The sequence below is a fragment of the Ferribacterium limneticum genome, from assembly GCF_020510565.1.
Classification (GTDB): domain Bacteria; phylum Pseudomonadota; class Gammaproteobacteria; order Burkholderiales; family Rhodocyclaceae; genus Azonexus; species Azonexus limneticus_B.
In genome coordinates this window covers 896,248-919,141 of the sequence record NZ_CP075189.1, presented here as the reverse complement: position 1 = coordinate 919,141, position 22,894 = coordinate 896,248, and the positions used below count along the sequence as shown (strand labels likewise).

At 61.2% G+C, this 22,894-nt stretch carries 21 protein-coding genes and 1 tRNA gene; 7 read left to right on the top strand and 15 right to left on the bottom strand.

What is annotated here, in order from left to right; translation table 11 throughout:
- Positions 1-36: 36 nt before the first annotated feature.
- Genes tilS through KI610_RS04440 form a run of 3 tightly spaced genes read right to left on the bottom strand, consistent with a single transcriptional unit; the run spans position 37 to position 2,562 of the window.
- Positions 37-1,005: a tRNA lysidine(34) synthetase TilS gene (gene tilS, locus KI610_RS04450; RefSeq protein ID WP_226497468.1), complete on the bottom strand. Its 969-nt coding sequence runs from the start codon at positions 1,003-1,005 to the stop codon at positions 37-39.
- On the bottom strand, positions 974-1,942 hold the full coding sequence (locus KI610_RS04445) for an acetyl-CoA carboxylase carboxyltransferase subunit alpha (protein WP_226497467.1): 969 nt from the start codon (positions 1,940-1,942) through the stop codon (positions 974-976). Before KI610_RS04445 ends, tilS begins: the two co-directional genes overlap by 32 nt.
- A 59-nt stretch (positions 1,943-2,001) precedes the next feature.
- On the bottom strand, positions 2,002-2,562 hold the full coding sequence (locus KI610_RS04440) for a DNA-3-methyladenine glycosylase family protein (RefSeq protein WP_226497466.1): 561 nt from the start codon (positions 2,560-2,562) through the stop codon (positions 2,002-2,004).
- Between the two features lie 176 nt (positions 2,563-2,738).
- On the opposite strand from KI610_RS04440, the gene KI610_RS04435 reads away from it, so the two are divergent.
- Positions 2,739-3,920, top strand: coding sequence for an EAL and HDOD domain-containing protein (locus KI610_RS04435; RefSeq protein WP_226497465.1), 1,182 nt, complete (start codon positions 2,739-2,741; stop codon positions 3,918-3,920).
- On the opposite strand, the gene KI610_RS04430 is transcribed toward KI610_RS04435, so the two are convergent.
- Complete coding sequence (locus tag KI610_RS04430) at positions 3,921-4,565, bottom strand: MBL fold metallo-hydrolase (protein WP_226497464.1); 645 nt, start codon at positions 4,563-4,565, stop codon at positions 3,921-3,923. It abuts the gene before it with no gap.
- Between the two features lie 123 nt (positions 4,566-4,688).
- Between KI610_RS04430 and KI610_RS04425 the strand changes: the two genes are divergently transcribed.
- Positions 4,689-5,549 carry an HDOD domain-containing protein gene (locus KI610_RS04425; protein ID WP_226497463.1) on the top strand — a complete coding sequence of 287 codons (861 nt, stop codon included), beginning with the start codon at positions 4,689-4,691 and terminating at the stop codon, positions 5,547-5,549.
- A 4-nt stretch (positions 5,550-5,553) separates the two neighbouring features.
- On the opposite strand, the gene KI610_RS20010 is transcribed toward KI610_RS04425, so the two are convergent.
- The 3 genes from KI610_RS20010 to KI610_RS04415 are packed head-to-tail and all read right to left on the bottom strand — an operon-like array spanning position 5,554 to position 8,870.
- Positions 5,554-5,688 carry a hypothetical protein gene (locus KI610_RS20010; protein ID WP_264179179.1) on the bottom strand — a complete coding sequence of 45 codons (135 nt, stop codon included), beginning with the start codon at positions 5,686-5,688 and terminating at the stop codon, positions 5,554-5,556.
- A complete protein-coding gene (locus KI610_RS04420; protein ID WP_226497462.1) occupies positions 5,685-6,893 on the bottom strand; it encodes an MFS transporter in 1,209 nt (402 codons plus the stop codon). Before KI610_RS04420 ends, KI610_RS20010 begins: the two co-directional genes overlap by 4 nt.
- Before the next feature lie 36 nt (positions 6,894-6,929).
- Positions 6,930-8,870, bottom strand: a complete 1,941-nt coding sequence (locus KI610_RS04415) for an ATP-binding cassette domain-containing protein (protein ID WP_226497461.1) — start codon at positions 8,868-8,870, stop codon at positions 6,930-6,932.
- Between the two features lie 126 nt (positions 8,871-8,996).
- On the opposite strand from KI610_RS04415, the gene KI610_RS04410 reads away from it, so the two are divergent.
- The 3 genes from KI610_RS04410 to KI610_RS04400 all read left to right on the top strand — a co-directional run bounded on the left by KI610_RS04410 (position 8,997) and on the right by KI610_RS04400 (position 10,281).
- Positions 8,997-9,071: transfer RNA gene (locus KI610_RS04410), tRNA-Arg, on the top strand.
- 23 nt (positions 9,072-9,094) lie between these two features.
- Positions 9,095-9,871, top strand: a complete 777-nt coding sequence (locus tag KI610_RS04405; protein WP_226497460.1) for a spermine/spermidine synthase domain-containing protein — start codon at positions 9,095-9,097, stop codon at positions 9,869-9,871.
- A 143-nt stretch (positions 9,872-10,014) separates the two neighbouring features.
- Positions 10,015-10,281, top strand: a complete 267-nt coding sequence (locus KI610_RS04400; protein WP_226497459.1) for a hypothetical protein — start codon at positions 10,015-10,017, stop codon at positions 10,279-10,281.
- Between the two features lie 141 nt (positions 10,282-10,422).
- Here KI610_RS04400 and KI610_RS04395 read toward each other — a convergent pair whose 3' ends face one another.
- From KI610_RS04395 to KI610_RS04365, 7 genes are all read right to left on the bottom strand, one after another.
- Positions 10,423-11,088, bottom strand: coding sequence for a response regulator (locus KI610_RS04395; RefSeq protein WP_226497458.1), 666 nt, complete (start codon positions 11,086-11,088; stop codon positions 10,423-10,425).
- A 2-nt stretch (positions 11,089-11,090) separates the two neighbouring features.
- Entirely contained in the window at positions 11,091-13,031 is a 1,941-nt protein-coding gene (locus KI610_RS04390; protein WP_226497457.1) for a type IV pili methyl-accepting chemotaxis transducer N-terminal domain-containing protein, read from the bottom strand.
- Positions 13,032-13,180: 149 nt separating this feature from the next.
- Complete coding sequence (locus tag KI610_RS04385) at positions 13,181-13,981, bottom strand: ABC transporter ATP-binding protein (protein WP_226497456.1); 801 nt, start codon at positions 13,979-13,981, stop codon at positions 13,181-13,183.
- Between the two features lie 14 nt (positions 13,982-13,995).
- A complete protein-coding gene (ntrB, locus tag KI610_RS04380; RefSeq protein ID WP_226497455.1) occupies positions 13,996-14,931 on the bottom strand; it encodes a nitrate ABC transporter permease in 936 nt (311 codons plus the stop codon).
- 68 nt (positions 14,932-14,999) lie between these two features.
- Positions 15,000-16,277, bottom strand: a complete 1,278-nt coding sequence (locus KI610_RS04375) for a CmpA/NrtA family ABC transporter substrate-binding protein (RefSeq protein ID WP_226497454.1) — start codon at positions 16,275-16,277, stop codon at positions 15,000-15,002.
- A gap of 295 nt (positions 16,278-16,572) precedes the next feature.
- Entirely contained in the window at positions 16,573-17,148 is a 576-nt protein-coding gene (locus KI610_RS04370) for an ANTAR domain-containing response regulator (RefSeq protein WP_226497453.1), read from the bottom strand.
- A gap of 17 nt (positions 17,149-17,165) precedes the next feature.
- Complete coding sequence (locus KI610_RS04365) at positions 17,166-17,537, bottom strand: sirohydrochlorin chelatase (protein WP_226497452.1); 372 nt, start codon at positions 17,535-17,537, stop codon at positions 17,166-17,168.
- Between the two features lie 217 nt (positions 17,538-17,754).
- Here KI610_RS04365 and KI610_RS04360 point away from each other — a divergent pair, with 217 nt between their 5' ends.
- Positions 17,755-20,655: a response regulator gene (locus tag KI610_RS04360; RefSeq protein ID WP_226497451.1), complete on the top strand. Its 2,901-nt coding sequence runs from the start codon at positions 17,755-17,757 to the stop codon at positions 20,653-20,655.
- A gap of 190 nt (positions 20,656-20,845) precedes the next feature.
- Positions 20,846-21,472 (top strand): hypothetical protein, encoded by a 627-nt coding sequence (locus KI610_RS04355; RefSeq protein WP_226497450.1) that lies wholly within the window; start codon positions 20,846-20,848, stop codon positions 21,470-21,472.
- A gap of 100 nt (positions 21,473-21,572) precedes the next feature.
- Here KI610_RS04355 and KI610_RS04350 read toward each other — a convergent pair whose 3' ends face one another.
- Positions 21,573-22,766, bottom strand: a complete 1,194-nt coding sequence (locus KI610_RS04350) for an MFS transporter (protein ID WP_226497449.1) — start codon at positions 22,764-22,766, stop codon at positions 21,573-21,575.
- Between the last annotated feature and the right edge of the window lie 128 nt (positions 22,767-22,894).

Here is a 22,894-nt window from a genome sequence, read left to right as displayed (position 1 = left end):
GCCATTCCCCGCGGAAAGGCGCTTGGTAACACTTTGTTATTTTTCCGACAGCCAATGGAGCAGGCCGCGTGCCACGCGCATTTTCCCGTTGGGCAGCACTAGTTCCGGGTGACGATCCGGAGCGGCCGACTGCAGTTGCCGTGCAAATTCCTCAAGACGAGAGGCCACCGGAACCTGCCATCCGAGGCAACGCAAACGATGGCGCAGCAGGTTCTTCAGGCGCGGCAGCGAAAGCTGGCGCAACGCCGGCATGCGCGCGACCTCGCCGTCGCCAACCCCTTGCCAGTCGATCAACGCAAGCTCATCGAGCAGGCTCGCTGCTTCGGCAAAATGGTTCGCCGCCTGAGCCAAAGAGCCTTCAGCGCCCGGAAAACGCTGGCTTATTGCGGTCAACGCCTCGTGACGAAGAAAATTGCGGGTCAGCGAGGTATCGGTATTACTTTCGTCGGTTATCCAGGCCAGACTGTTGGCAGAGGCGTAGCTCTCAATTTCAGCGCGGGTAATGTCAAGCAGCGGGCGCAACAAACGCAGTCCGCCAAAACGGCGTTCGACCGGCATTCCTGCCGCGCCGGTCACACCGGTCCCACGCAACAGGTTGAACAAGACGGTTTCAGCCTGATCGCCGCGGTGTTGTGCCAGCAGAAGGCTATCGCCGGAGCACTCGGCAAATACGGCATAGCGCGCATCGCGGGCAGCCGCTTCGAGACCCAGCCCGGAAGAGGCGTCAACCGTGACATGGCGAACAGTCAGCGGGATGCCGAGGCGCTCGCAATAGCCCGAACAGAATGCTGCCCACGCATCGGCATTAGGCGACAGCCCGTGATGGACATGAATTGCCGACAGATTGTCAAAGCCGAGACGGCTCAAGACGTGCAGCAGGACAACCGAATCGCAACCGCCGGAAAGCCCCACCCAAAGGCGAGCATCCGGCTGGAGACGGGTGGCGAGAAAGGCGCCAACCCGTTTCCGAAGATCAGCTGGCAGGCTGTTCCTTGTAACGGCCATAACTCATCAGCCGCTCGTAGCGCGTCGCCAGAAGCTCGACCGTCGACTGGCCGGAAAGCTGTTTCAGCGCGTCTTGCAGCGCTTTCTTGAGGTTTTGCGCCATCGCGGCGTGGTCACGGTGCGCGCCACCCAAGGGTTCGTTTACGATCTTATCGATCAAACCAAGCGTTTTCAGGCGCTGCGCCGTGATGCCCATGGTTTCCGCCGCTTCCGGTGCCTTTTCGGCGCTCTTCCAGAGAATCGAAGCGCAGCCTTCCGGCGAAATCACCGAGTAGGTCGAGTATTGCAGCATCTGCACGGTGTCGCCGACGGCAATGGCCAGCGCACCGCCGGAACCGCCCTCGCCGATGATGGTGACGATGACCGGCACTTTGAGCTCAGCCATCACGTACAGGTTGCGACCGATCGCCTCGGACTGGCCACGCTCTTCGGCATCGATACCCGGATAGGCGCCCGGCGTGTCGACAAAGGTCATGACCGGAATGCCGAATTTTTCGGCCAGCTTCATCAGACGCAAGGCCTTGCGATAGCCTTCGGGACGCGGCATGCCGAAGTTGCGATAGATCTTGTCCTTGGTATCGCGCCCCTTCTGGTGGCCGATCACCATGACCGGCTGTCCGTTGAAGCGAGCCAGACCGCCGACAATGGCGTGATCGTCGGCAAAGGCGCGATCACCGTGCAACTCTTCAAAGTCGGTGAAGATCAGCGACAGGTAATCCAGCGTGTAAGGGCGCTGCGGATGGCGCGCCACTTGGGAAATCTGCCACGGACTCAGTTTGCCGTAGATATCCTTGGTCAATTGACCGCTCTTCTTCTCCAGTCGCTCGATCTCTTCCGAGATATCGACGGCGGAATCATCCTGCACGAAACGCAGTTCTTCGATCTTGGCTTCAAGGTCGGCGATGGATTGTTCGAAGTCGAGGAAACTAGTTTTCATGGACTGCTCGTTTGCTAAGTTGGCGCGCATTTTACCCCAAAGGTAAGAAGGCGACCGTTTCAGTACTCGACGGGCACCGGATCGAGGCTGCGCCACAGATACCAGGTGGCGACGGAGCGCCATGGGCGCCAACGTTCGCCGAACTCGGCAAGGGCCCGGCGGGACTGCTTTTCACCAGCGAAATAACGCTCGCCAACTGCACGTTGCAAACCGATGTCGTCGAGCGGAAAAATATCGGGCCGCAACTGGTGGAAAATCAGAAACATCTCCGCCGTCCACCGGCCGATACCGCGCACCGCCGTCAGTTCGGCAATGATCGCCTCGTCGTCCAGATGCGTCCAGGCGGGCGGATCTAGTCGCCCACCGACAAAATGGCCGGCCAGATCGTTCAGGTATTCGATTTTTCGCCGCGACAGACCACAGCCCTCAAGACCGCCCTCACCCAATTGGATCACTCGGCCCGGTGTCACTTCGCCAATCTGCGCAGCAAATCGCCCCCAGACCGCATCGGCGGCCTTGACGGAAATCTGCTGGCCGACAATCGACCGCGCCAGGGTACCGAAGGCATCGCCACGGGAAACAAGGGACACCCCGGCATAGCGCTCGACCAGCTCGGCCATCGCCGGATCATGACGCGACAGGTCGTCGACAGCTTGGGACCAATACTCGGGAAGCATCGGAAAATTATACGGCGACGCCACGGTCAACCGGAAAAACAAGCCAATTTATGACAAGCATCGCAGACGGCCACGTTCAAGTTTGCTAACATTGATAAAAATAACCCGGAGAAAAATCAATGCCCGGTACGGCTCCCGTTTTCGTTTATCCGCTACTCGGCGCCGATGATTCGTGGTCTGGCTTCAGCATGGAGTTCATCCCCGGAGCTCCAAGCGATCGCGCAACCCTGGCAAGGCTGTTTTCCTCCCCCCGGCTCGAAACGTTCGATCACCGGCATCCGTGGTTTTTACCGGCACTGAGCGGCGGCTATGATGCTGGCGCGCTGACAGAACGTTCGGTCACCGTTTTTCCGACCCACCCCGACCCGCAGGAGGCCGACGCGCTGAGCGAGCTTGAAGCGAGCCTGCGCCTGGCGCGACGCAAAGTAGGCCTGACTGCATCACCGGACACCAAGTTGCCGGCCGCAGGATGCTGGGACTACCTGCTGATCAGCAGCAGCCACGCCCGCAGCCTGCCGCCATTCACGCTGATCGGCCTGGCCAGTCGCACTACCGTGCTGGCCACCGATGTGCACACGCACAATGACCGCGAATGGGTTTTGAGCAACGCCTGCGTCCTGTCGACTGGCGAATTCCTGCTGACGCGCTCGACACCCAATGCCAAGGCCGACATCACCCGGCTCAAGTTGCTGAAGCTGCTCACCCTGATCGCCGATGATGCCGAAACTGACGCCCTCGACACCATTTTCCGCGAAGAGCCCAAGCTCTCCTACAGTCTGCTTCGTCTGGTCAATTCAGCGGCGCTTTCGCCGGGCAGCCCGATCACCAGCTTCAGTCAGGCCATCAACCTGCTCGGCCGTCGCCAGTTGCAACGCTGGTTGCAACTGCTGGTCTATTCGGACCCGAACAACGGCCAGCACCCCAATCCGCTTTTGCAGAAAGCGGCGGCGCGGGGTCGCCTCTTCGAACTGCTGGCCACGCACGTCGTGCCACCGCTGCCGACCGAGCAAGTGGCCGATACGGCCTTCATGATCGGCACCTTTTCGCTGCTCGACGTGCTGCTCAGCATGAGCATGCCGGAAATCCTGCGCCAGCTACCGCTACCTGAAGTCGCGCAGAAAGCATTGGTCGAGCAGGAGGGCGGACTGGGCCAACTACTGGCCATCGCCACCGCCGTCGACAAGCACGACCTGAAAGCGGCAGCGGGCGGACTCAAGGCCCTCGGCATCGACTGCAACGACTACTTCGATGCCCAACTCGAAGCCTATAGCTGGGCTTCGAAAATCCACGCTGGCGCCTGATCAGCCGAAACGGCCACTCAGGAAGGGGTTGTACTTACGCTCCTCACCAAAGGTCGACATCGGCCCGTGGCCGGGCACGAAATCAACCTCGTCACCAAGCGGAAACAACCGCTCCTTGATCGAGCGAATCAGCGTGTCGTGATCGCCGCGCGGGAAGTCGGTCCGCCCGATTGAGCCCTGGAACAAGACATCGCCGACCTGGGCCAGATGACTTGGTGCATGGTAAAAAACAACATGCCCTGGGGTGTGCCCCGGACAATGCAGCACATCCAGTTCAACCTCGCCGAAACTGACCTTGTCACCATCCTTGAGCCAGCGTGTCGGCTCGAAGCTGCGGACGTTGGGAAAACCGAACATCTTGCTCTGCTGCGGCATGCCCTCGATCCAGAAACGGTCCTCTTCGTGCGGCCCTTCAATGATGCTGACACCACTCTGTTCGGCCAGCAGCGCAACGCCGCCGGCGTGGTCGATATGGCCGTGAGTGACGAGGATCTTGGCCAGAGTGAGCTTTTCGTCTGCTAGCAGGCGCAGGATGCGCTCGACATCGCCGCCCGGGTCGATAACAGCGGCCTGGCGCGTGTTTTCACACCAGAAAATGGTGCAATTTTGCTCGAAGGGAGTAACCGGGACGATGGCGTAGCGCATGGCTGAAAAAGGATTATTTGAACGGCCCGGATTATCGCATGCCAAGGCGCTTGCCCGGCGCCGCCCGCCCCCTTAAACTCCCCCCGGGGACAGCCCTCCTCTCTTCGCGAAAGCCAGCCACTCATGCTCGACCACCCGCTACCGGATCTTGACACCTGGGCTCTGCTCTTCAGCAACAACGGTCTGCCTGTCCTGCGCATTACCAAGCGGCGAATCGAGGAAATGCGGGCCAATCTTGACCGCGTCGACGCCCGCGAACTGGCCCGACTGATCCTCCAGGACCCGATCATGACCGTACGCGTCCTGGCCTTCACCCAGCCACTGCGCGGACGTTCCTTGCAGCACGACATCACGACCATTGCCAGCTCCGTCGTCATGGCCGGCATCGAGCCGTTCTTCAACCACTTCAGCGAACTGTTCACCATCGAAGACCAGCTCAAGGAAAGCGGCCCGCATGCCCTGCTCGGCGTCCTGCAAATCGTGCGCCGGGCACAGCGGGCGGCTGACTACGCCCAGGACTGGGCGGTCTGGCGCCATGACGTGAACATGGAAGAAGTCCGCATCGCAGCACTGCTGCACGACCTGGCCGAAATTCTTGTCTGGTGTTCCGCTCCGAGCCTCGGGCTGGCCATTCACGACCAGCAGAAGGCCAATCCGACCATGCGCAGCGCTAACGCGCAGAAGCAGGCACTGGGCTTCACCTTCCAGGAAATCCAGCTCGAACTTTGTCGCGTCTGGAACCTGCCTGAATTGCTGCGCACGCTGATCGACGAAGACAGCGCCGAGAATCCACGCGTGCGGAACGTCGCGCTCGCCGTCCGCCTGGCCCGCCATTCGTCGTATAGCTGGGAAGACCCGGCGCTGCCCGACGACTACAAGGACATCGGCGAACTGCTCAATGTCACACCGGACACCGTTCGCCAGCGCCTTGGTCTGTTGCCGGTACCTGCCCGCGAGGCGGATGGCGAAGCTGCGCTGGCCTAGCGCACTACCCGCAGAATCGCAGGTTGGCCCAATCGAGCAGCAGTTCGGGCATCTGGTAGGCGGCGAAGATGAGTGCCAGCAACAACACCGCCAGCGCCACGCCAACACCACCGAGGAACCAGCGCCAGTTTGCTTTCACGTCGCCGTGCTCAGCCTGGCCAGCGGCTTCTCATTGACCGGCCACGAACAGATGGCAGCGAGGATCGACAAGCCGATCGAGATGGACCAGGCCAGCGAGTAGGAGCCGGTTTCGTCGAAAATCCGCCCACCCAGCCAGGCGCCGAGGAAGCTGCCGAGCTGGTGGCCGAGAAAAACGACGCCAGTCAACATCGACATGTAGCGCAGACCGAAAATCTGGGCGATCAGGCCATTGGTCAGCGGCACGGTGGCGAGCCACAGGATGCCGATGACGGCTGCGAATATCCACGCTCCCACGGTCGACAGCGGAACCAGCATAAAAATGAAAATGGCCACGGCACGTAGACCGTAGATCCAGACCAGCAGATTTTTCTTGCTCGAGCGCCCGCCAGCCCAGCCGAAATAGAAGGAGCCAAAAATATTGAACAGGCCGATCAGCGCCACAGCGGTCATGCCGACATTGGCCGACATGCCGGCGTCGACCAAGTAGGACGGCAGGTGCAGCATGATGAACGCCGTCTGGAAGCCGCAGACGAAATAGCCCCAGAACAGGTAGTGGAAACTGCGCTCGCGGCTTGCCTCGTGTAGCGCCTCGACCACCGATTGCCCTGCCCCCGATGAAGGCTTGTGACCATCGGCCATGGCATAGGCCAGCGGGGCGATCAGGCCGACACCGCAAGCGAGCAAGACGAGCGCACTCTGCCAGCCGTAGGTCGAGATCATCATCTGGCCGATGGGAAGCACGGCGAACTGGCCGAACGAACCGCCGGCACTGGCGATGCCAAGGGCGAGGCTGCGCTTGGCCGGCGTCGTATGGCGGCCGATGACGCCCATGATCACCGGAAAGGTCGTTCCCGACAGGCCGAGACCAATGAGCAGTCCGGCCGATAGATCGAGGGTCAGCGGCGTTGGCGACACCGACATGAGGACCAGCCCGAGCACATAGAGCGTCGCCGCGACGAGCAGCGTGCGCCCGGCGCCATAGCGATCGGCGATGGCGCCGGCAAACGGTGAGCCGAGGCCCCAGACCAGGTTCTGCAGGGCAAAGGCAAACGAAAAAGTCTCGCGGCTCCAGCCGTTATCGGCCGACATCGGCTGCAGGAAAAGGCCCGCCGTGTGGCGGACGCCCATCGACAGCGTCAGGATGACGCAGCCGGCGATCAGGATGAGCGTCGGCGTGCGCCAGCTAGTGTTTGTTGTATTCATGAATGATCCCGGACAAGGCCCGTTGGAACGTTTGGCTTACGCCGGGTTCCCGGCGCGTGCTTCGAGTCCTTCCCAGCGTTCAAGCATGATCATCAGTTCATCATCGATGGCAGCCAAACGGTCGGATGCCTTTTGCGCTGCAGCCGGATCGGTCTGGTAGAGCGAAGCATCGGCGAGACGCTTGCCCAGTTCGACCTGTTCAGCTTCCAGCCCGGCGATTTTTCCGGGTAGCTCTTCCAGTTCGCGCTGCTCTTTCCACGACAGCTTTTCGCCTTTCGGCTTGGCCGGTTCGACGGCCTTGACGGGTTCTGCTGCCTTGGCGGCGGGCTTGGCTTCTGCCTTGGCCTTCGGCGCCTCTTTGGCCACACTGGCTTTGTAGGTTGCCCAGTCGGTGTAACCGCCGGCGTATTCCTTCCAGACGCCGTCACCTTCGGCGGCGATGGTCTGGGTCACGACATTGTCAATGAATGTCCGGTCATGGCTGACCAGGAACAGCGTACCTTCGTAGGTCTGCAGCAGCTCTTCGAGCAGCTCCAGCGTTTCGATGTCGAGGTCGTTGGTCGGTTCGTCGAGGACCAGCACATTGGCCGGCTTGGCGAACAGACGGGCCAGCAGCAGGCGATTGCGCTCACCGCCGGACAGCGAACTGACGGGAGAGCGGGCTCGCTCCGGGGCGAACAGGAAGTCTTCGAGGTAGCCGATGACGTGCTTGCGGGCGCCGCCGATATCGACCCAGTCCGAGCCCGGGGAAATGACGTCGGACAGCGTCGAATTGGGATCGAGCTGGGTGCGGAACTGGTCGAAATAGGCGATATCCATTTTCGTGCCCTGGCGCACGATGCCGGAATCCGGCTTGATTTCGTCGAGAATCAGCCGGAGCAGCGTCGTCTTGCCGGCGCCATTCGGGCCGATCAGGCCGATCTTGTCACCGCGCTGAATGCGGGTTGAGAAATCGCGCACAATTTGCCGTTGACCGTAGGATTTATAGACGTGCTCGAGTTCGGCCACCAGCTTGCCACTCTTGTCGCCGGAGTCGAGTTGCAGATTGACCTTGCCCATCCGCTCGCGCCGGGCCTGACGTTCGGCCCGCAATTGATCGATCCGCTGAACACGGAACACGGCCCGCGTCCGCCGTGCCTCGACGCCCTTGCGAATCCAGATTTCCTCTTCCTTGAGCAGCTTGTCGGCCCGCGCATTGGCCAAGCCTTCCTCGTGCAGCATGGCTTCCTTGCGCAACTGGTAGTCCTTGAAACTGCCGGGAAAACTGACCAGCTTGCCGCGGTCCAACTCGACGATGCGCGTGCACACGCGGTCGAGGAACGAACGGTCGTGGGTGATGAAAAACAGCGTGACGCCGGATTCGATCAGCAGGTTTTCGAGCCATTCGATGGCGGCAATGTCGAGGTGGTTGGTCGGCTCGTCGAGGAGCAGAACCTCTGGCGCCACAGCCAATGCCTGAGCCAGCGCCAGGCGCTTTTTCTGGCCGCCGGACAGGCTGCCGACCTTGGCGTCGGGGTCCAGCCCGAAGCGTTCTATGACGCGTTCGGCCTGCGCCTCGAAGGCCCAGGCGCCGCGCGCCTCAAGCTCGTGCTGCAACTCGGACATGCGTTCGAGCAAGACGTCATGATCGGCATCGATTTCGCCCAGCTTGTGCGATACCTCGTGGTATTCGGCCAGAATCGCCGCGTTTTCGCCCATGCCGGAAATGACCGCCTCGAAAACCGTCGCCTCCATGTCGAAAGGCGGCTCCTGCGGCACGTAGCCGACGCGGATTCCCGGCTGCGCCCAAACCTCGCCATCATCGAGCCGGCCGCGCCCGGAGCCGGCAGCCATGGCGGCGAGCATGGAGGACTTGCCGGTGCCATTGCGGCCGATCAGGGCAACCCGTTCGCCCGGATCGAGCATGAAATCGGCGTGATCGAGGAGCGGCACATGGCCGTAGGCAAGGCAGGCGGAGGAAAGTTTTAGGTAGGGCATTGGTCGCAGTTTGGGCAGCGCCGAGCCGGCGCCACGTTGGGAGAACCGGCATTTTAGCCGCTAGCCGGTGCGCCGGCGGCATCTATCGCTAGACTGGCCACACCGGTACAATGCGCACCGCTGAGCGCCTCCATAGTTAAATGGATATAACACGCCCCTCCTAAGGGCGAATTGGTGGTTCGATTCCACCTGGGGGTACCAGCCCCATTCCAAGGCGCAAGGCCATGAGACCCGCAAAAAAAGCCCCCCAACATTCCGTCGATATCAGCGAAGAGAACGGCGTGCGCAATCTGCACTTCGGCTCCGACTGGATTCAGAGCGCCATGCGCATTGCCCGGCCGTGGTCGCTGGAACTGGCTTATACACGTGAAATGATGGCCGGGCTGCTCATGCGGCCGACTGGTCAGTGGCCGCGCAGCGCGCTGTTGATCGGCCTCGGCGCCGGATCGCTGGCCAAATTCATTTACCGCTACCTGCCTGACTGCCGGATCACGGTGGTCGAGATCAATCCGCAGGTCGAATTCATCGCCCGCCAGTATTTCAAGCTGCCGGACGACCCGCGCCGGCTCGACGTGGTGATCGGCTGCGGCGCCGACTACATGCTGGGCGGCGACCGGCGTTTCGACATGATGCTGATCGATGGCTACGACCCCGAGGCGAAAGCCGGCGTGCTCGACACCGAGCCTTTCTACCAGGCCTGCCGCGCCCGGCTGAGCGACAAGGGGCTGTGCAGCGTCAACCTGCTTGGCCGCAACCGAGGATTTGCCGGCAGCGTCGAGCGTATCCGCTCGGCTTTCGACAACCGTGTCGCCGTTTTTCCGTCGTGCGACAGCGGCAATTCCATCGCCTTCGCGACCGGAGGTGAGCCGGTCGATGTCTCGCTCGACGACTTGCGCGCCCGCGCCGCGCAACTGAAAAAAGAGACGCGCCTCGACCTGCTGCCGACCATCAGCCGCCTGCAATTGGGCCATCCCTTGCCAGAAGGCCGTCTGCGCATCTGAGTCCGGGGAGGACTTGATTTTCCCGATTTTTCAGCCAGAATAAGATGATCCTCCACCGACAATAACGACAAGGCGGACAGAACAAAAATAACAAGCTAGGGGTATGACCCTGACTTTTTATTTTTCCTATCCAGGAGGAGATTATGCTGTCTATTCAGGACGTTATCGACTATTGCGACCTTGACCGCGGTGAAATCGAGGCCATCGCCGAGCATGAACATATTCCGATCACCATTGCCGCCGAAATGAGTGAAGTGTTGCTGTGTACGCCCGACGGTGTCTGCCGTCTGCATTCGATGATTATCGAAAACATGCAACAGGCGCTTGATTCAGGCCATTACCAGCATGTGAAGGATTTGGCGCAAACCTACGAACATCTGCAACGGACTCACCCCATACCGGCGAACTAGCGACTCGGACCATCAACCATTTCGTTGCCGGACAGGCGGCGAAAACCGAGCCCCAACCGTAAAGGTCGGGGTTTTTTCATTTCAATTTTGGCCAAAATTTCCGGTTGACCGTGGAAGTCGCCGAATAACCGGCGCCGGCCCTCAGGCGTGCTTGGTTTGCGCGTAGCCGTGCTCGACGGCGTAGAGCGCGACTTGCACGCGACTGCTCATGTTCAGTTTCTTGAAGATGTTCTGCACGTGAATCTTGACCGTGCTTTCGGCCAGATCGAGCTTGCGGGCGATTTCCTTGTTGCTCTCGCCATGCGCCAGCGAGAGCAGGATGTCGCGTTCGCGCGGCGAAAAACGATCGCGCTCGCCACTACCAGCCTCGGCCTTGGGCGGATTGCGCACGCCCTGGATCAGTTTGGCCGTCATTTGCTGCGAGACGACTGACTCGCCCTGGGCGGCGCGGCGGATGGCATCGATCAGGGCGTCGGTTTCAATGTTCTTGAGCAGATAGCCGCTGGCCCCGGCGCGCAGAGCATCGACCAGATCCTGAGCATCTTCCGAGACGGTCAGCATGAGAACGCTGACCTCCGGCATTTCCTCGGCGATGACCTTGACCGCTTCGAGGCCGGAAACCCCGGGCATGTGGAGGTCGAGCAAGGTCACGTCGGGTTTCAGCGAACGGGCGCGCTTGATGCCCTCCAGCCCGTCGCCAGCCTCGCCAACGACCTCGAAGTCGTCATTGCGCTGGAGCAGCGACTTGATGCCGCTGCGAAACAGCGTGTGATCATCGACCAGCAGGACACGGATTTTTTCGCTCATTTTCAGGCAACCTCTTTGTTTTCGCGGGGCAGGGTCAATGTAACCCGGGAACCTTCACCCGGTTTTGATGCAACGCGACATTCGCCGCCAATGCGGTGGGCGCGCTCGCGCATGATTTTCAGGCCGACATGGCGGTCAGACAAGCAGTTTGGATCGTTTTCCGGATCGAAACCGACGCCATCATCCTCGATATCGATTTTTATTCGGCCGATTTCGCGCTTGGCAATGACCCGAACCTGGCTGGCCTTGGCGTGCTTGCGGATATTGGACAGGGATTCCTGAACGATGTGCATGATCTGGATTTCGTCAGTCGGCACCTGTGAGGCGCCGCTGCCGATGCGTTCGAAGGCCGTGGCGATGCCAGTCTGCCCCTCGAATTTTTCCAGCGTGGACTGGATAGCCGTGTCGAGGTCGGACTGATGGACGCGCGTGCGAAAATGGACGAGCAGTTCGCGCACGTCGTCGTAGCTTTCCTGCACGCCTTCGCGCAGCTGGCCGGCGGTCTGCATGGCCTCTTCGACCTTGCCCTTGCGCAGCGAATCCTGCAGCAACTGGACCTGGATGTTGAGGAAGGCGAGGCCCTGGGCGATGGAGTCGTGCAACTCCTGGGCGAGCAGGTTGCGCTCCTCGGAAACGGCCAGTTCCTTCTCGCGCGATTTGAGGCGCTGGTTTTCGATGGCCACGCCAAGGTGATGCCCGAGTGTTTCGAGCAGATGAATTTGCTGCTCGGACAGCGCTTGTGGCCGCTTGAAATAGAGGTTGTAAACGCCGAGTTTCTGCTTGTCGTAGAGAATGCTGAAGGCAGTGGCCGTGGCGAAACCCTCGCGGATACAGGTGCGCAATTTCATGCCTGCCGGCGGGTTGACCGTGGCAAAGGCGGCCGAAACGCCGGTCTGGAAGACCTCGCCGCACAGGCAATCACCGCAGTTCATTTCCGCCTCGTGGTCGAGAAAATCGACGGACAGACCTTGATGGGTGATCAAAAACAACCTGTCCGACTGCTGCTCATACATGCGCACCGCGCCGGCATCGGCTCCCAGGGCGTTCATAATCCGGTCGAGAAATCCCTCGCTGAGCACCGTCACCGGGGCTGGCTCGCTGAGAAAGGTGGTCGCCGAATAGAGGATGCTCAATTCGTGATTACGCTGGGCGAGACGGCGGGTTTCTGCCTCGACCCGCTGTTCCAGCGTGTTGTAAACATTTTGCAGATGCTCGGCCATCTGGTTGAAACCGAAGGCCAGGCCGCCCAGTTCGTCATCGCTGGCGACCGGCAGGCGCACCGTCAGGTCGTCGCTGGTCATGCGCTGCATGCCGGCATGGAGGACGCCGACCGGCCCGATGACCAGGCGCGAGAAAAAGCGGATCAGAACGATGGTGCCAATGATCGCCAGGGCGACCAGTGCCGCCTGCACGGTGCGCAGCAGATTGGTGTCGAAGGCGTAGGTCCGCTCCATCGCCAGCGCCAGTTCGTTGATCTTGCTGACAAAGGGCTCGAGCTCAGCATCGAAACGATTCACGGCATTCTCGCGCTCGGCCCGCACCCCGGCCAGATAGCCGGCGACCAGCGGCCGCACGGTTTCCTGCCAGACCTGGTCAACCGCTTGCAGGCGTTCCTGAACCTCGGCATTGCGCGGCGGCGACAAGGGCCGCTCGGGGTCGCCCTGCTTCAAGTCACGCTGGACCTTGTCGAAACGTGCCAGTTCGTCGCTCAGTGCCTGCGATGCGCTGGCCTCCGGCGCCTTGGCTTCGAGATCGCGCGCCATCAGATGGCCCATGCGGTAAGTCCGCATGCGCTGGCTGCCGGCATCGTTGATCGCCGCAGCGACGCCTTCCAGTTGCCAGGAAATGAGCAGCGTCAGCCCGATGGCCGTGGCGGCCACCAGAAAAAAGACCACCAGCATGCCGATGATCTTGCGCGACAGCTTGCCCGGGTTGGCTAGCATCAATGATTGTCCGAAAACGAATTGTCTAACCTTAGCGCCCTGCCCACGGGAAAGCAAAGGAGATAGATCAAGAAAAAGCCCGCCGGTTTGACCCGGCGGGCAAAAGTCGCGTTGGAGAGAGCGCGGCGACGATGAATCGACTGAAAGCCTCAGGCGGCCTGTTTTTCGACGTGGGCCTGTTTTTCGTAAAGGAACTCGAGCACCGCAGCACGGTAGCCGATGTAGTCCGGATCGTGGGCCAGGGTCAGGCGATGACGCGGACGCGGCAGATTCACTTCCAGAATTTCGCCGATGGTGGCGGCCGGACCGTTGGTCATCATGACGATCTTGTCGGAGAGCAGCACGGCTTCGTCGACATCGTGGGTGACCATGACGGTGGTTGCCTTGGTCGCTTCGCAGATGCGCATGAGTTCGTCCTGCAGCTTGGCGCGGGTCAGCGCGTCGAGGGCGCCGAAGGGCTCGTCCATGAGCAGGACCTTCGGCTCCATGGACAGGGCGCGGGCGATGCCGACGCGCTGCTTCATGCCGCCGGAGATTTCATGCGGATACTTGCTGCTGGCGTGGTCGAGGCCGACCAGGCTGATCGCGGCGGCCGTCCGGTCGCGCAGCTTCTGCTTGCCTTCCTTGGTGCCGAAAACGCGCTCGACGGCCAGATAGACGTTCTCGAAGCAGGTCAGCCAGGGCAGCAGGCTGTGGTTCTGGAAAACCACGGCGCGTTCCGGGCCGGGCCCGGCGATTTCACGGTCTTCGAGCAGCAGCACGCCATCGGTCGGCTTGGTCAGGCCGGCGATGAGATTGAGCAGGGTCGATTTACCGCAGCCGGAGTGGCCGATCAGCGCGACGAACTCGCCTTGCTTGATGGTCAGGTTGATGTCGCGCAGGGCGACAAATTTGCCCTTCTTGGTATCGAAGGTCTGACCGACGGTTTGAATTTGTACGAACTTTTCCATGGTGTGCGCTCCGCTCATGACGATTCTTTGGTCAGTTTCCGGGCAAGCAGGATCAGGCTTTGCTCGAGGATCAGGCCGACGATGCCGATGACAAAAATGGCGATGATGATGTGTTCCACCTTCAGGTTGTTCCACTCGTCCCACACCCAGAAGCCGATGCCGACGCCGCCGGTGAGCATTTCAGCGGCAACGATGACCAGCCAGGCGGTGCCAATGGACAGGCGGATGCCGGTCAGGATGTAGGGCAGTACGGCCGGCAGCAGAATCTTGGTGACGACCTTCCACTCGGACAGCGCGAGGACGCGGGCGACGTTGAGGTAATCCTGCGGCACGCGCTGGACGCCTTGGGCGGTGTTCATGATCATCGGCCAGATCGAGCAGATGAAAATGGTGTAAGTCGCCGCCGGGTCGGCCCGCTGGAAGACGAGCAGGCCGATGGGCAGCCAGGCCAGCGGCGAAACCGGACGCAGCAGGCTGATGATCGGATTGATCATGGCTGACAAGAAAGCCGAGCGGCCAAGAATGAAGCCGAGCGGAATGCCGACCAGCGCCGCAAAGCCGAAGCCGATGCCGACGCGTTGCAGCGAAGACAGGATGTTCCAGCCGATGCCCTGGTCGTTCGGACCGTTGCTGTAGAACGGATCGGCGAACAGGATGGTGGCGGCATCCCAAGTCTTGACCGGCCCCGGAATGCTGCCGCCTTTCATCGTGGCGATGTACCAGATGCCGATCAGGATCACCATGCCGAGCAGCGGCGGCAGAACGGCGCGGCCGATGCCGGCCAGCGTCTCGGTGAAGGGCGTGCCCGGCTCGGCCGGTACGGTTGCGGTTTTTTCCATTTTCTTTTCCTTGGCGGGAGCCGCAGTCGCTTCTACGACGGCGACTTGTTCAATTCCACGGTCAACCGGAATTTTTGCCCCAAATTCAACATTCATCGTCAGTGCGCTCATGGTTCTCTCCTAAGCGTTTGGTGAGCCGTCATTCCCGCGCAAGCGAGACTGACGGCTCCGGGCTTGCCTTAAGCCTTGATCTTGAAACCGTCGGCATACTTGGCCGGATCCTTGCCGTCCCAGACCACCCCGTCGATCAGCTTGTGGCTGCGCATCTCGCTCTTCGGCAGCGCGACGCCGGCAGCGGCGGCACCTTGCTTGTAGATGTCGATGCGATTGACCTGCTTGGCGACAGCCAGGTAATCCGGATGGCTCTTGAGCAAGCCCCAGCGCTTATGCTGGGTCAGGAACCACATGCCGTCGGAGAGATAAGGGAAATTGACCATGCCATCGTTGAAGAACTTCATATGGTTCTTGTCGTCCCAGCTCTTGCCCAGACCATTCTGGTAGCGGCCGAGCATGCGGGCGACGATGACTTCCGTGTCGGTATTGACGTAAGCCTTGCTGGCAATCGTTTCGGCCGTCTTCTGCTTATTGGCGATGGAGGCGTCGATCCACTTGCTGGCATCGAGAATCGCCGCAACCACGGCACGCGCCGTGTTCGGGTTCTGCTTGACCCAATCGGCCGTCGTGCCGAGCACCTTTTCCGGATGATCGGTCCAGATATCCTGGGTCGTCGTTGCCGTGAAACCGATGTTGTCCATGATGGCGCGGTTGTTCCACGGCTCACCGACGCAGAAACCGTCCATGTTGCCGACGCGCATGTTGGCGACCATCTGCGGGGGCGGCACGGTGATCGTCTTGACGTCCTTGAACGGGTTGATGCCCTGGGCGGCCAGCCAGTAGTAGAGCCACATGGCGTGGGTGCCGGTCGGGAAGGTCTGGGCGAAGGTGTATTCCTTCTCCTTCTTGGCGACCAGCTTGGCCAGGCTGGCGCCATCGGTGGCGCCCTTGTCCTTGAGCTGGTTGGAGAGGGTGATGGCCTGACCATTGTTATTCAGGCTCATGAGTACGCTCATGTCCTTCTTCGGACCACCAACACCGAGTTGCACGCCGTAGATCAGGCCGTACAGCACGTGGGCGGCATCGAGTTCGCCATTGACCAGCTTGTCGCGCACCGAAGCCCACGAGGCTTCCTTGGTCGGAATGATCTTGATGCCGTACTTCTCGTCGAACTTCATGACCGAGGCCATGACGACAGAAGCGCAATCAGTGAGCGGGATGAAGCCGATACGGACTTCTTTCTTTTCTGGGGCATCCGAACCAGCGGCCCATGCGCCACTGCGAACGCCAGGAGGGACCATGGCCATCAGAGAGGCTCCCAAGGCAGTTGATACGAAATCACGACGTGAAAAGCCCGGTTTGTCGGCGACGACTTCCGGTGCGGCCAGTTTCTTGTCTTCCATTGCTTGCTCCTTGATTGCGAGAATCTAAAAACAAAATGGGCGTCTCATCCTGGCCGCCGGTTGGCAGCTCGGATGGACGCCCTTGTCCTTGAATCGGTATTACTCGACTCTCGCCCGGCCGCCATTGACCGTGCGTTTTGACAGGACTATTGCAATGGCCGTGCCAGGCCTAGTTATTTAGTACTAGTTACAAATAACTACTTTATTTTCAGTAACTTGGGAGTTGCCTGTTGCAACCGGGCGGGCCGGGAACAATGCACTATTGCAGTGCAGCAAGCCGTCCTGCCGCACAGCTTTAGAGCAGCACGCGCGCCATGTCGATCACGTCGCGGGCCACTTTGGCCATCGACTGGCCGCGCTCCATGGCCAGTTTGCGCATGGCGTGATAAGCCGCGTCCTCGTCCAGACCGCGTGCTTTCATGAGGACGCCCTTGGCCTTGTCGACCAGCTTGCGGTCAGTCAGCTTCTGGGAAACCTCGTCGAGCTCACGGCGCAGGGCCTGCGTATCCTCGAAGCGAGCCATCGCCACATCGAGAATCGGCTTGATCCGCTTGGCGTCCAGACCATCGACGATATAGGCTGAAACCCCCGCCTTGACGGCATCGCGGATGGTTGACTGGCCGTCTTCCTGGGTAAAGATGACGACCGGGCGCGGCATATCCTTGTTCATCGCCGCCAGGTTTTCGAGAGTGTCGCGGCTCGGGCTGTCGGTATCGATCAGGATAACGTCGGGCTGCAGCTTCTCGACCTCAGCCGTCAGGTTTTCGGAACCGGCCAGAATGGCTGCCACCTGATAGCCGGCCAAGGCCAGTCCGGCGCAGATTTCGCCGGCACGGGAACGGGATTCATCGATGACGAGTACGGTAAGCATGAGGCTTAACTAGCAAGCTACAGGCCAGCGACCTCCAGCGCCGCCGTCGCCATGGCCTGCACCACCAGCTCATGCTCGCCAATGGCGTTGCCCAAGGAAAATTCGACATTCGGGTAGGTCGACCGCAGCGCTTCGATCATCTCCGGCGTTTCCTTCTTCAAATGCCCGCCGCGGGCGACGAACATCGGCATCACGACGACCTTGTCCGCCCCCTGCGCGATCAGCCCGGCGGCACAATCCGGCAAGGTCGGCGCCATGAATTCAAGAAAAGCCAACTCGACCGGCACGCCCGTCATGCGCTGGCGGACGGCAGCCTGTACGCGGCGCATCGGGTTGGCCCATTCCGGGTCGCGGGCACCGTGGGCGAAGAGGATGAGGGCTGTGGTCATGGCTGGTTTTCCGTTTCTGGGTCAGGCGGCCGGTGGGCATGCCGGGGAAGCGGCGACATCTTAACCGCAGGCCGCATATTAGACGCGCAAAGCGCGAAAAAGCTCACGGCAAGTGACATGGAAGCCCATCGACCAGAGCGTGCAGTTTGAACTGGCTTGGGATAGCATGAAGGCATACGAATAGATGCTTGAAAAACGGAAAATTCCGGGAACACAAATGCACGCGCCATCACCCTGGCTGCGGCCATTTTTGCGCTGCCTCCTCCTTCTTGCCTGCCTGTTGGGCGTTCCCTGGTCGGCCGCGCTGGCTGAGGCCGTGGATGAACTCAAGAATCCTCGCCGGGTGCTGCATGTCGTCACCGATGACAACTACCCGCCCTACCTGTTCCGCAACTCCAAGGGCGACCCCGAGGGCTATCTGGTCGACTACTGGCAGCTCTGGGAACGGAAGAACGGCATCAAGGTCCGCCTGACCGCGACCAACTGGGCCGAAGCCCAGCAGATGGTGCGGGATGGCCAGGCCGACGTCATCGACATGATTTTCCGCACCCCGTCGCGCGAGCCGTATTACGACTTCACGGCGCCCTATGCCGACCTCCCGGTGGCCATCTACAGCCATGCCACGATCACCGGCATCAGTGGCGTAACGACGCTGCGCGGCTTTCAGGTTGGCGTCCAGGCGGGTGACGCGTGTGTCGACAAGCTGGCTGAAAACGGCATCACCAATCTGCTCATTTACCGCAATTACGCCGAGCTGATCGGCGCGGCCCAGCGTGAGGAAATCAAGGTTTTCTGCCTCGACGAGCATCCGGGCAATTTTTATCTGTACAAGGCAAAGGCCGAGAAGCTCTTTCTGAAAGCCTTCGAGTTTTATCAGGGACAGTTCCACCGCGCGGTACGCAAGGGCAATCTCGAGACGCTGGGCGTGGTCGAACGGGGCATGCGGGCGATCAGTGCCGACGAGGAAGCCGCCCTGCGCAAGAAATGGTTTGGTACGCCACTTAATTTCGGCACCTACGGCCGCTATGTTGGCTGGGGCCTGCTGGCCACCCTGCTGCTCGGCGCTGTTTTGCTGATCTGGAACCTGACGTTGCGCCGCCAGGTTACTGCCAAGACGGCGACGCTCAAGCAGGCTTTGCTGGATTTGCAGGAGGCCCATCGGGCCACGCAGAAGACGCAGGAAAACCTGACGGCGACGCTGCAGGCGATCCCCGACCTGCTCTTCGAGCTGGATGCCGACGGCCGCTACGTCGATGTCTTTGCCAGCCAGGAAGCCCTGCTGGCCAGCCCGAAGGAAAACCTGATCGGCAAGCTGGTCAATGAAATTTTGCCCGCCGAGGCCGCCCTCACGGCCAGGGCGGCGATCGCCGGCGCCATTGAACACGGCAGCGATTATGGCCGGACGATCTGTCTCGAACTGGGCGGCGGAAAGCACTGGTTCGAACTCTCGGCGACGCGCAAGGCGCCGGAAGCGGATGGCAGCTTCCACGCCATGGTCCTGTCGCGCGACGTCACCCAGCGCCGTGAAACCGAAGACGCTTTGCTCGAAGCCAGGGAAGAAGCGCTGCAGTCCGCGCGCGACAAGCATTTCCGCACCCTCTTCGACGCCGCCCCGGTGGCCCTGTCCTTCTTGCGGGGCAACGAAATCGTCCAGCTCAACCGGCGCTTCGTCGACCTCTTCGGCTATCGGGAAAGCGACATTTCCAGTCTCGATGCCTGGTGGCGCAACGCCTACCCCGACCCGGCCTACCGCGCATGGGTCGAGGAATCCTGGCAAGCCGCCATCGAGCGCGCCAGGCAGAGCGGGGGCAAGGTCGACAACGGCGAATATCGTGTCACTTGCAAGAATGGCCGCGAGCTGACGCTGCTCATCGGCGGCCAGATGGTCGACGATGGCCTGATCTGCACCTTCACCGACATTTCGCCCATGAAGGCAGCCGAAAGCGCCATGAAGCAGGCCAAGGAAGTGGCCGATGCGGCGAGCGCCGCGAAGAGCACCTTCCTGGCCAATATGAGCCATGAAATCCGGACGCCGATGAACGCCATTCTCGGCTACGCCCATTTGCTCGGGAAGACGGCACTGCAGCCGGAACAGACCGAGCGCCTGGGCAAGATCGAGGAAGCCGGCAAGCATCTGCTCTCCATCATCAACGACATCCTCGACATTTCGAAGATCGAAGCCGGCAAGCTCGTGCTCGAACAAACCAGCTTTGCCCTCAGTGACGTCATTGACCATGTCCGCTCGCTCGTCGCCGAAAGCGCCAGTGCCAAGGGCCTGGCTATCGCCGTCGATTACGGCGAGGTGCCGCCGACGCTGCACGGCGACCCGACCCGCCTGCGCCAGGCCATGCTCAATTTCGCCAGCAATGCCGTCAAATTTACCGAGCACGGCGGCATCACGCTGCGTGCCCGGCTGCTTGAACAGCAAGGCGAGCACTTGCTCGTGCGTTTCGAAGTCGAGGATACCGGCATCGGCATTCCGGCCGACAGCCGCGAGGGCCTGTTCCAGGCCTTCAAGCAGGTGGATGCCTCGACCACGCGCAAGTTCGGCGGCACCGGCCTCGGGCTGGCCATCACCCAGCGCCTCGCCCACCTCATGGGCGGCGAAACGGGGCTGGAAAGCCAGCCGGGCGTCGGCAGCACTTTCTGGTTCACGGCCCGCCTCGAAGCCGGCATGGCAACGATCAGCAAAGAAGCGCCCGTGCTCTCGGCGCCGGAAAGAGCGATCCGCCGCCACCATGCCGGCACCCGAATCCTGCTCGTCGAGGACGATCCGATGAATCAGGACATCGCCTGCGAACTGCTCAAGGAAACCGGCCTGCACGTCGACATCGCCGAAAACGGCCGGCAGGCCGTGACCAAGGCCACCAGCACCAACTACGCGCTGATCCTGATGGACATGCAGATGCCCGAAATGGGCGGCATCGAGGCGACCAGCATCATCCGCACCATCCCGGACCGCGCCTGGACGCCAATCATCGCGATGACCGCCAACGCCTTCGACGAAGACCGCGAACGCTGCATCAAGGCCGGCATGAGCGACTTCGTCGCCAAACCCGTCGATCCGGAGATTCTCTTCAACACCCTCGCCAAGTGGCTGTCCCTACCCCGGCACTGAAAGCCGGATAGCGGCATTTCATTTTTGCGCCATTTTTCCGGTTGACCGTGGCAAATGCAGCAAAGCAGGCCCCGCTTATCTACCAAACGTCATATTGCCATGCGAATGGAAAATACGTAAATTGGCGGCCTTTGCCAAACCTGAACTCCCTCAGGCAGCAACACCTTCCCTTCATTACCGAAAGCCAACCGTGAAACGCGCCCTTCCCCTCTTGCTGACCGCGTCAATGCTGACCGGCTGCGCCTCCATTTTTTCTGGTTCGACCCAGGACATCGGAATCCGAACCACCCCCGGTGCGCGTTACACCATCACAAACTCCTACGGCAACCAGGTCGCCAGCGGGACCTCGGAAGGAACAGCCAACCTGCAGCGCGGGGTTGGCTATTTCAGCCCGCACGCTTACAAAATCAAGGTCAGCAAAGAGGGATACCAAAGCCGCAACATGGACATCGAGCCGGGCATGAACCCCTGGTATTTTGCCAACATCCTGCTCGGTGGTGTCGTTGGCATGCTCATCGTAGACCCGCTGACCGGCGCCATGTACAAGCTCCATCCGAGCACCGTCGACATTCCGCTTGAACCAGCGCCTCAAGGCAGCACGGCCGCAGAGACCGCCACGGGCAGTGCTGTGAAGCTGGCACAGCAACCCGTTTCGCGATTTGATTACGCCGCCCAGCAAGTTGCCAAGCAGGCCGGATGTAAATTGACCGACAGCGCTGAAGTGATCAATCACCAAACCACGGAAACACTGATCTTCGCGTGTGCCGACGGTCAGAAACAGACCGTCACCTGCTCGAACGCTACTGGCTGCAAATAGCAGGAGCAGACTGCCAGCGAAAATGGCGCGGGCTAAAGCCGCGCCATTTTTCATTTTTGGGCCTTTTTCCCGGTTGACCGTGGAAGTCGCCACAAAACACTCACCCCGGCTTTGGTCGCCCGGCCAGCAAGGCCAGGGTCAGCAGGCAGAAGACAGCCCCGGCGTAAAAGGTGAAGGCGGCACCGTAGACATCCCAGAGCAGGCCGGCGCAAAGGCTGGCCAGCAACATCGCGACGCCGCTGACCAGGTTGAAGAAACCGAAGGCCGTGCCGCGCAAATCGGCCGGTGCCGTGTCGGCGACCATCGTCGCCAGCAGGCCCTGGGTCATCCCGAGGTGGATGCCCCACAGCGCCACGCCACCGAGTACTGCCGTCCAGTGCGCACTGCTCGCCAGCACGAGATCGGCAGCGATCAGCACGACGAGGCCGATGGCCAGCAGTTTGGTGTGGCTGCACCGATCCGACAGTTTTCCGAACGGGTAGGCCGACAGCGAATAAACGACGTTCATGGCGACCATGACCAGCGGGATGAGGGCCAGCACCATGCCGCCCTGCTCCGCGCGCAGCACGAGAAAAGCCTCGCTGAAACGGGCCAGCGTAAACAGCCCGCCGACCGCCACCACCCACCAGTAGGGCGAGCCGAGGCGCAACAGATTGGCCCGGTTGATCGGATTGCGCCGCACCGTAGGCGCCGGGCGTTCCGGTTCCTGCACGCCCAAAACCAGCACGGCCACGGCGAGCAGCCCGGGAATGACCGCCACCCAGAACACCGCCCGAAAATCGTTATCCCACAGCAACATGAGCCCGACCGCCAGCAACGGCCCGACGAAAGCGCCGACGGTATCGAGCGACTGGCGCAGGCCGAAGGCCGCACCGCGCAGTTCCGGCGGCGAGATGTCGGCAACCAGCGCATCGCGCGGCGCCCCGCGAATGCCCTTGCCAATACGATCCGCCATACGGGCGGCGAAGACGAGGCCGGTGCTCGAGGCCAGCGCAAACGCCGGCTTGCTCAGCGCCCCGAGCGCATAACCAAACACCGCCAGCCCCTTGCGCTTGCCGAGGTAATCACTGAGCGCGCCGGAAAACACCTTGACGATGAGCGCCGTCGCCTCGGCCAGCCCTTCGATGACGCCGACCACCAGCGCACTGGCGCCCAGCGTGCCGACCATGAACAACGGCAGCAGGCTGTGGATCATCTCGGAGGAAATATCCATGAGCAGGCTGACGAAGCCGAGCATCCAGATGCCGCGCGGCATCCGGGTCGGGCTGGGCGGGCTGGACTTGGGGTCGCTCATGGCGGCTGTGGCGTCGACGGAAGATGGAAATGCCAGCTTAAGCGAAGCCCTGCCCGGCGACCACCCTTTCAATTTTGGGCAAAATTTCCGGTTGACCGTAGGACTCGACTTCGGGGCTTTTAAATGAT

Bases quoted from the DNA above. Each gene is read 5' to 3' on its own strand.
- tilS (WP_226497468.1), bottom strand. From the start codon at position 1,005: ATGGCCGTTACAAGGAACAGCCTGCCAGCTGATCTTCGGAAACGGGTT.
- KI610_RS04445 (WP_226497467.1), bottom strand. From the start codon at position 1,942: ATGAAAACTAGTTTCCTCGACTTCGAACAATCCATCGCCGACCTTGAA.
- KI610_RS04440 (WP_226497466.1), bottom strand. From the start codon at position 2,562: ATGGCCGAGCTGGTCGAGCGCTATGCCGGGGTGTCCCTTGTTTCCCGT.
- KI610_RS04435 (WP_226497465.1), top strand. From the start codon at position 2,739: ATGCCCGGTACGGCTCCCGTTTTCGTTTATCCGCTACTCGGCGCCGAT.
- KI610_RS04430 (WP_226497464.1), bottom strand. From the start codon at position 4,565: ATGCGCTACGCCATCGTCCCGGTTACTCCCTTCGAGCAAAATTGCACC.
- KI610_RS04425 (WP_226497463.1), top strand. From the start codon at position 4,689: ATGCTCGACCACCCGCTACCGGATCTTGACACCTGGGCTCTGCTCTTC.
- KI610_RS04420 (WP_226497462.1), bottom strand. From the start codon at position 6,893: ATGAATACAACAAACACTAGCTGGCGCACGCCGACGCTCATCCTGATC.
- KI610_RS04415 (WP_226497461.1), bottom strand. From the start codon at position 8,870: ATGCCCTACCTAAAACTTTCCTCCGCCTGCCTTGCCTACGGCCATGTG.
- KI610_RS04405 (WP_226497460.1), top strand. From the start codon at position 9,095: ATGAGACCCGCAAAAAAAGCCCCCCAACATTCCGTCGATATCAGCGAA.
- KI610_RS04400 (WP_226497459.1), top strand. From the start codon at position 10,015: ATGCTGTCTATTCAGGACGTTATCGACTATTGCGACCTTGACCGCGGT.
- KI610_RS04395 (WP_226497458.1), bottom strand. From the start codon at position 11,088: ATGAGCGAAAAAATCCGTGTCCTGCTGGTCGATGATCACACGCTGTTT.
- KI610_RS04390 (WP_226497457.1), bottom strand. From the start codon at position 13,031: ATGCTAGCCAACCCGGGCAAGCTGTCGCGCAAGATCATCGGCATGCTG.
- KI610_RS04385 (WP_226497456.1), bottom strand. From the start codon at position 13,981: ATGGAAAAGTTCGTACAAATTCAAACCGTCGGTCAGACCTTCGATACC.
- ntrB (WP_226497455.1), bottom strand. From the start codon at position 14,931: ATGAGCGCACTGACGATGAATGTTGAATTTGGGGCAAAAATTCCGGTT.
- KI610_RS04375 (WP_226497454.1), bottom strand. From the start codon at position 16,277: ATGGAAGACAAGAAACTGGCCGCACCGGAAGTCGTCGCCGACAAACCG.
- KI610_RS04370 (WP_226497453.1), bottom strand. From the start codon at position 17,148: ATGCTTACCGTACTCGTCATCGATGAATCCCGTTCCCGTGCCGGCGAA.
- KI610_RS04365 (WP_226497452.1), bottom strand. From the start codon at position 17,537: ATGACCACAGCCCTCATCCTCTTCGCCCACGGTGCCCGCGACCCGGAA.
- KI610_RS04360 (WP_226497451.1), top strand. From the start codon at position 17,755: ATGCACGCGCCATCACCCTGGCTGCGGCCATTTTTGCGCTGCCTCCTC.
- KI610_RS04350 (WP_226497449.1), bottom strand. From the start codon at position 22,766: ATGAGCGACCCCAAGTCCAGCCCGCCCAGCCCGACCCGGATGCCGCGC.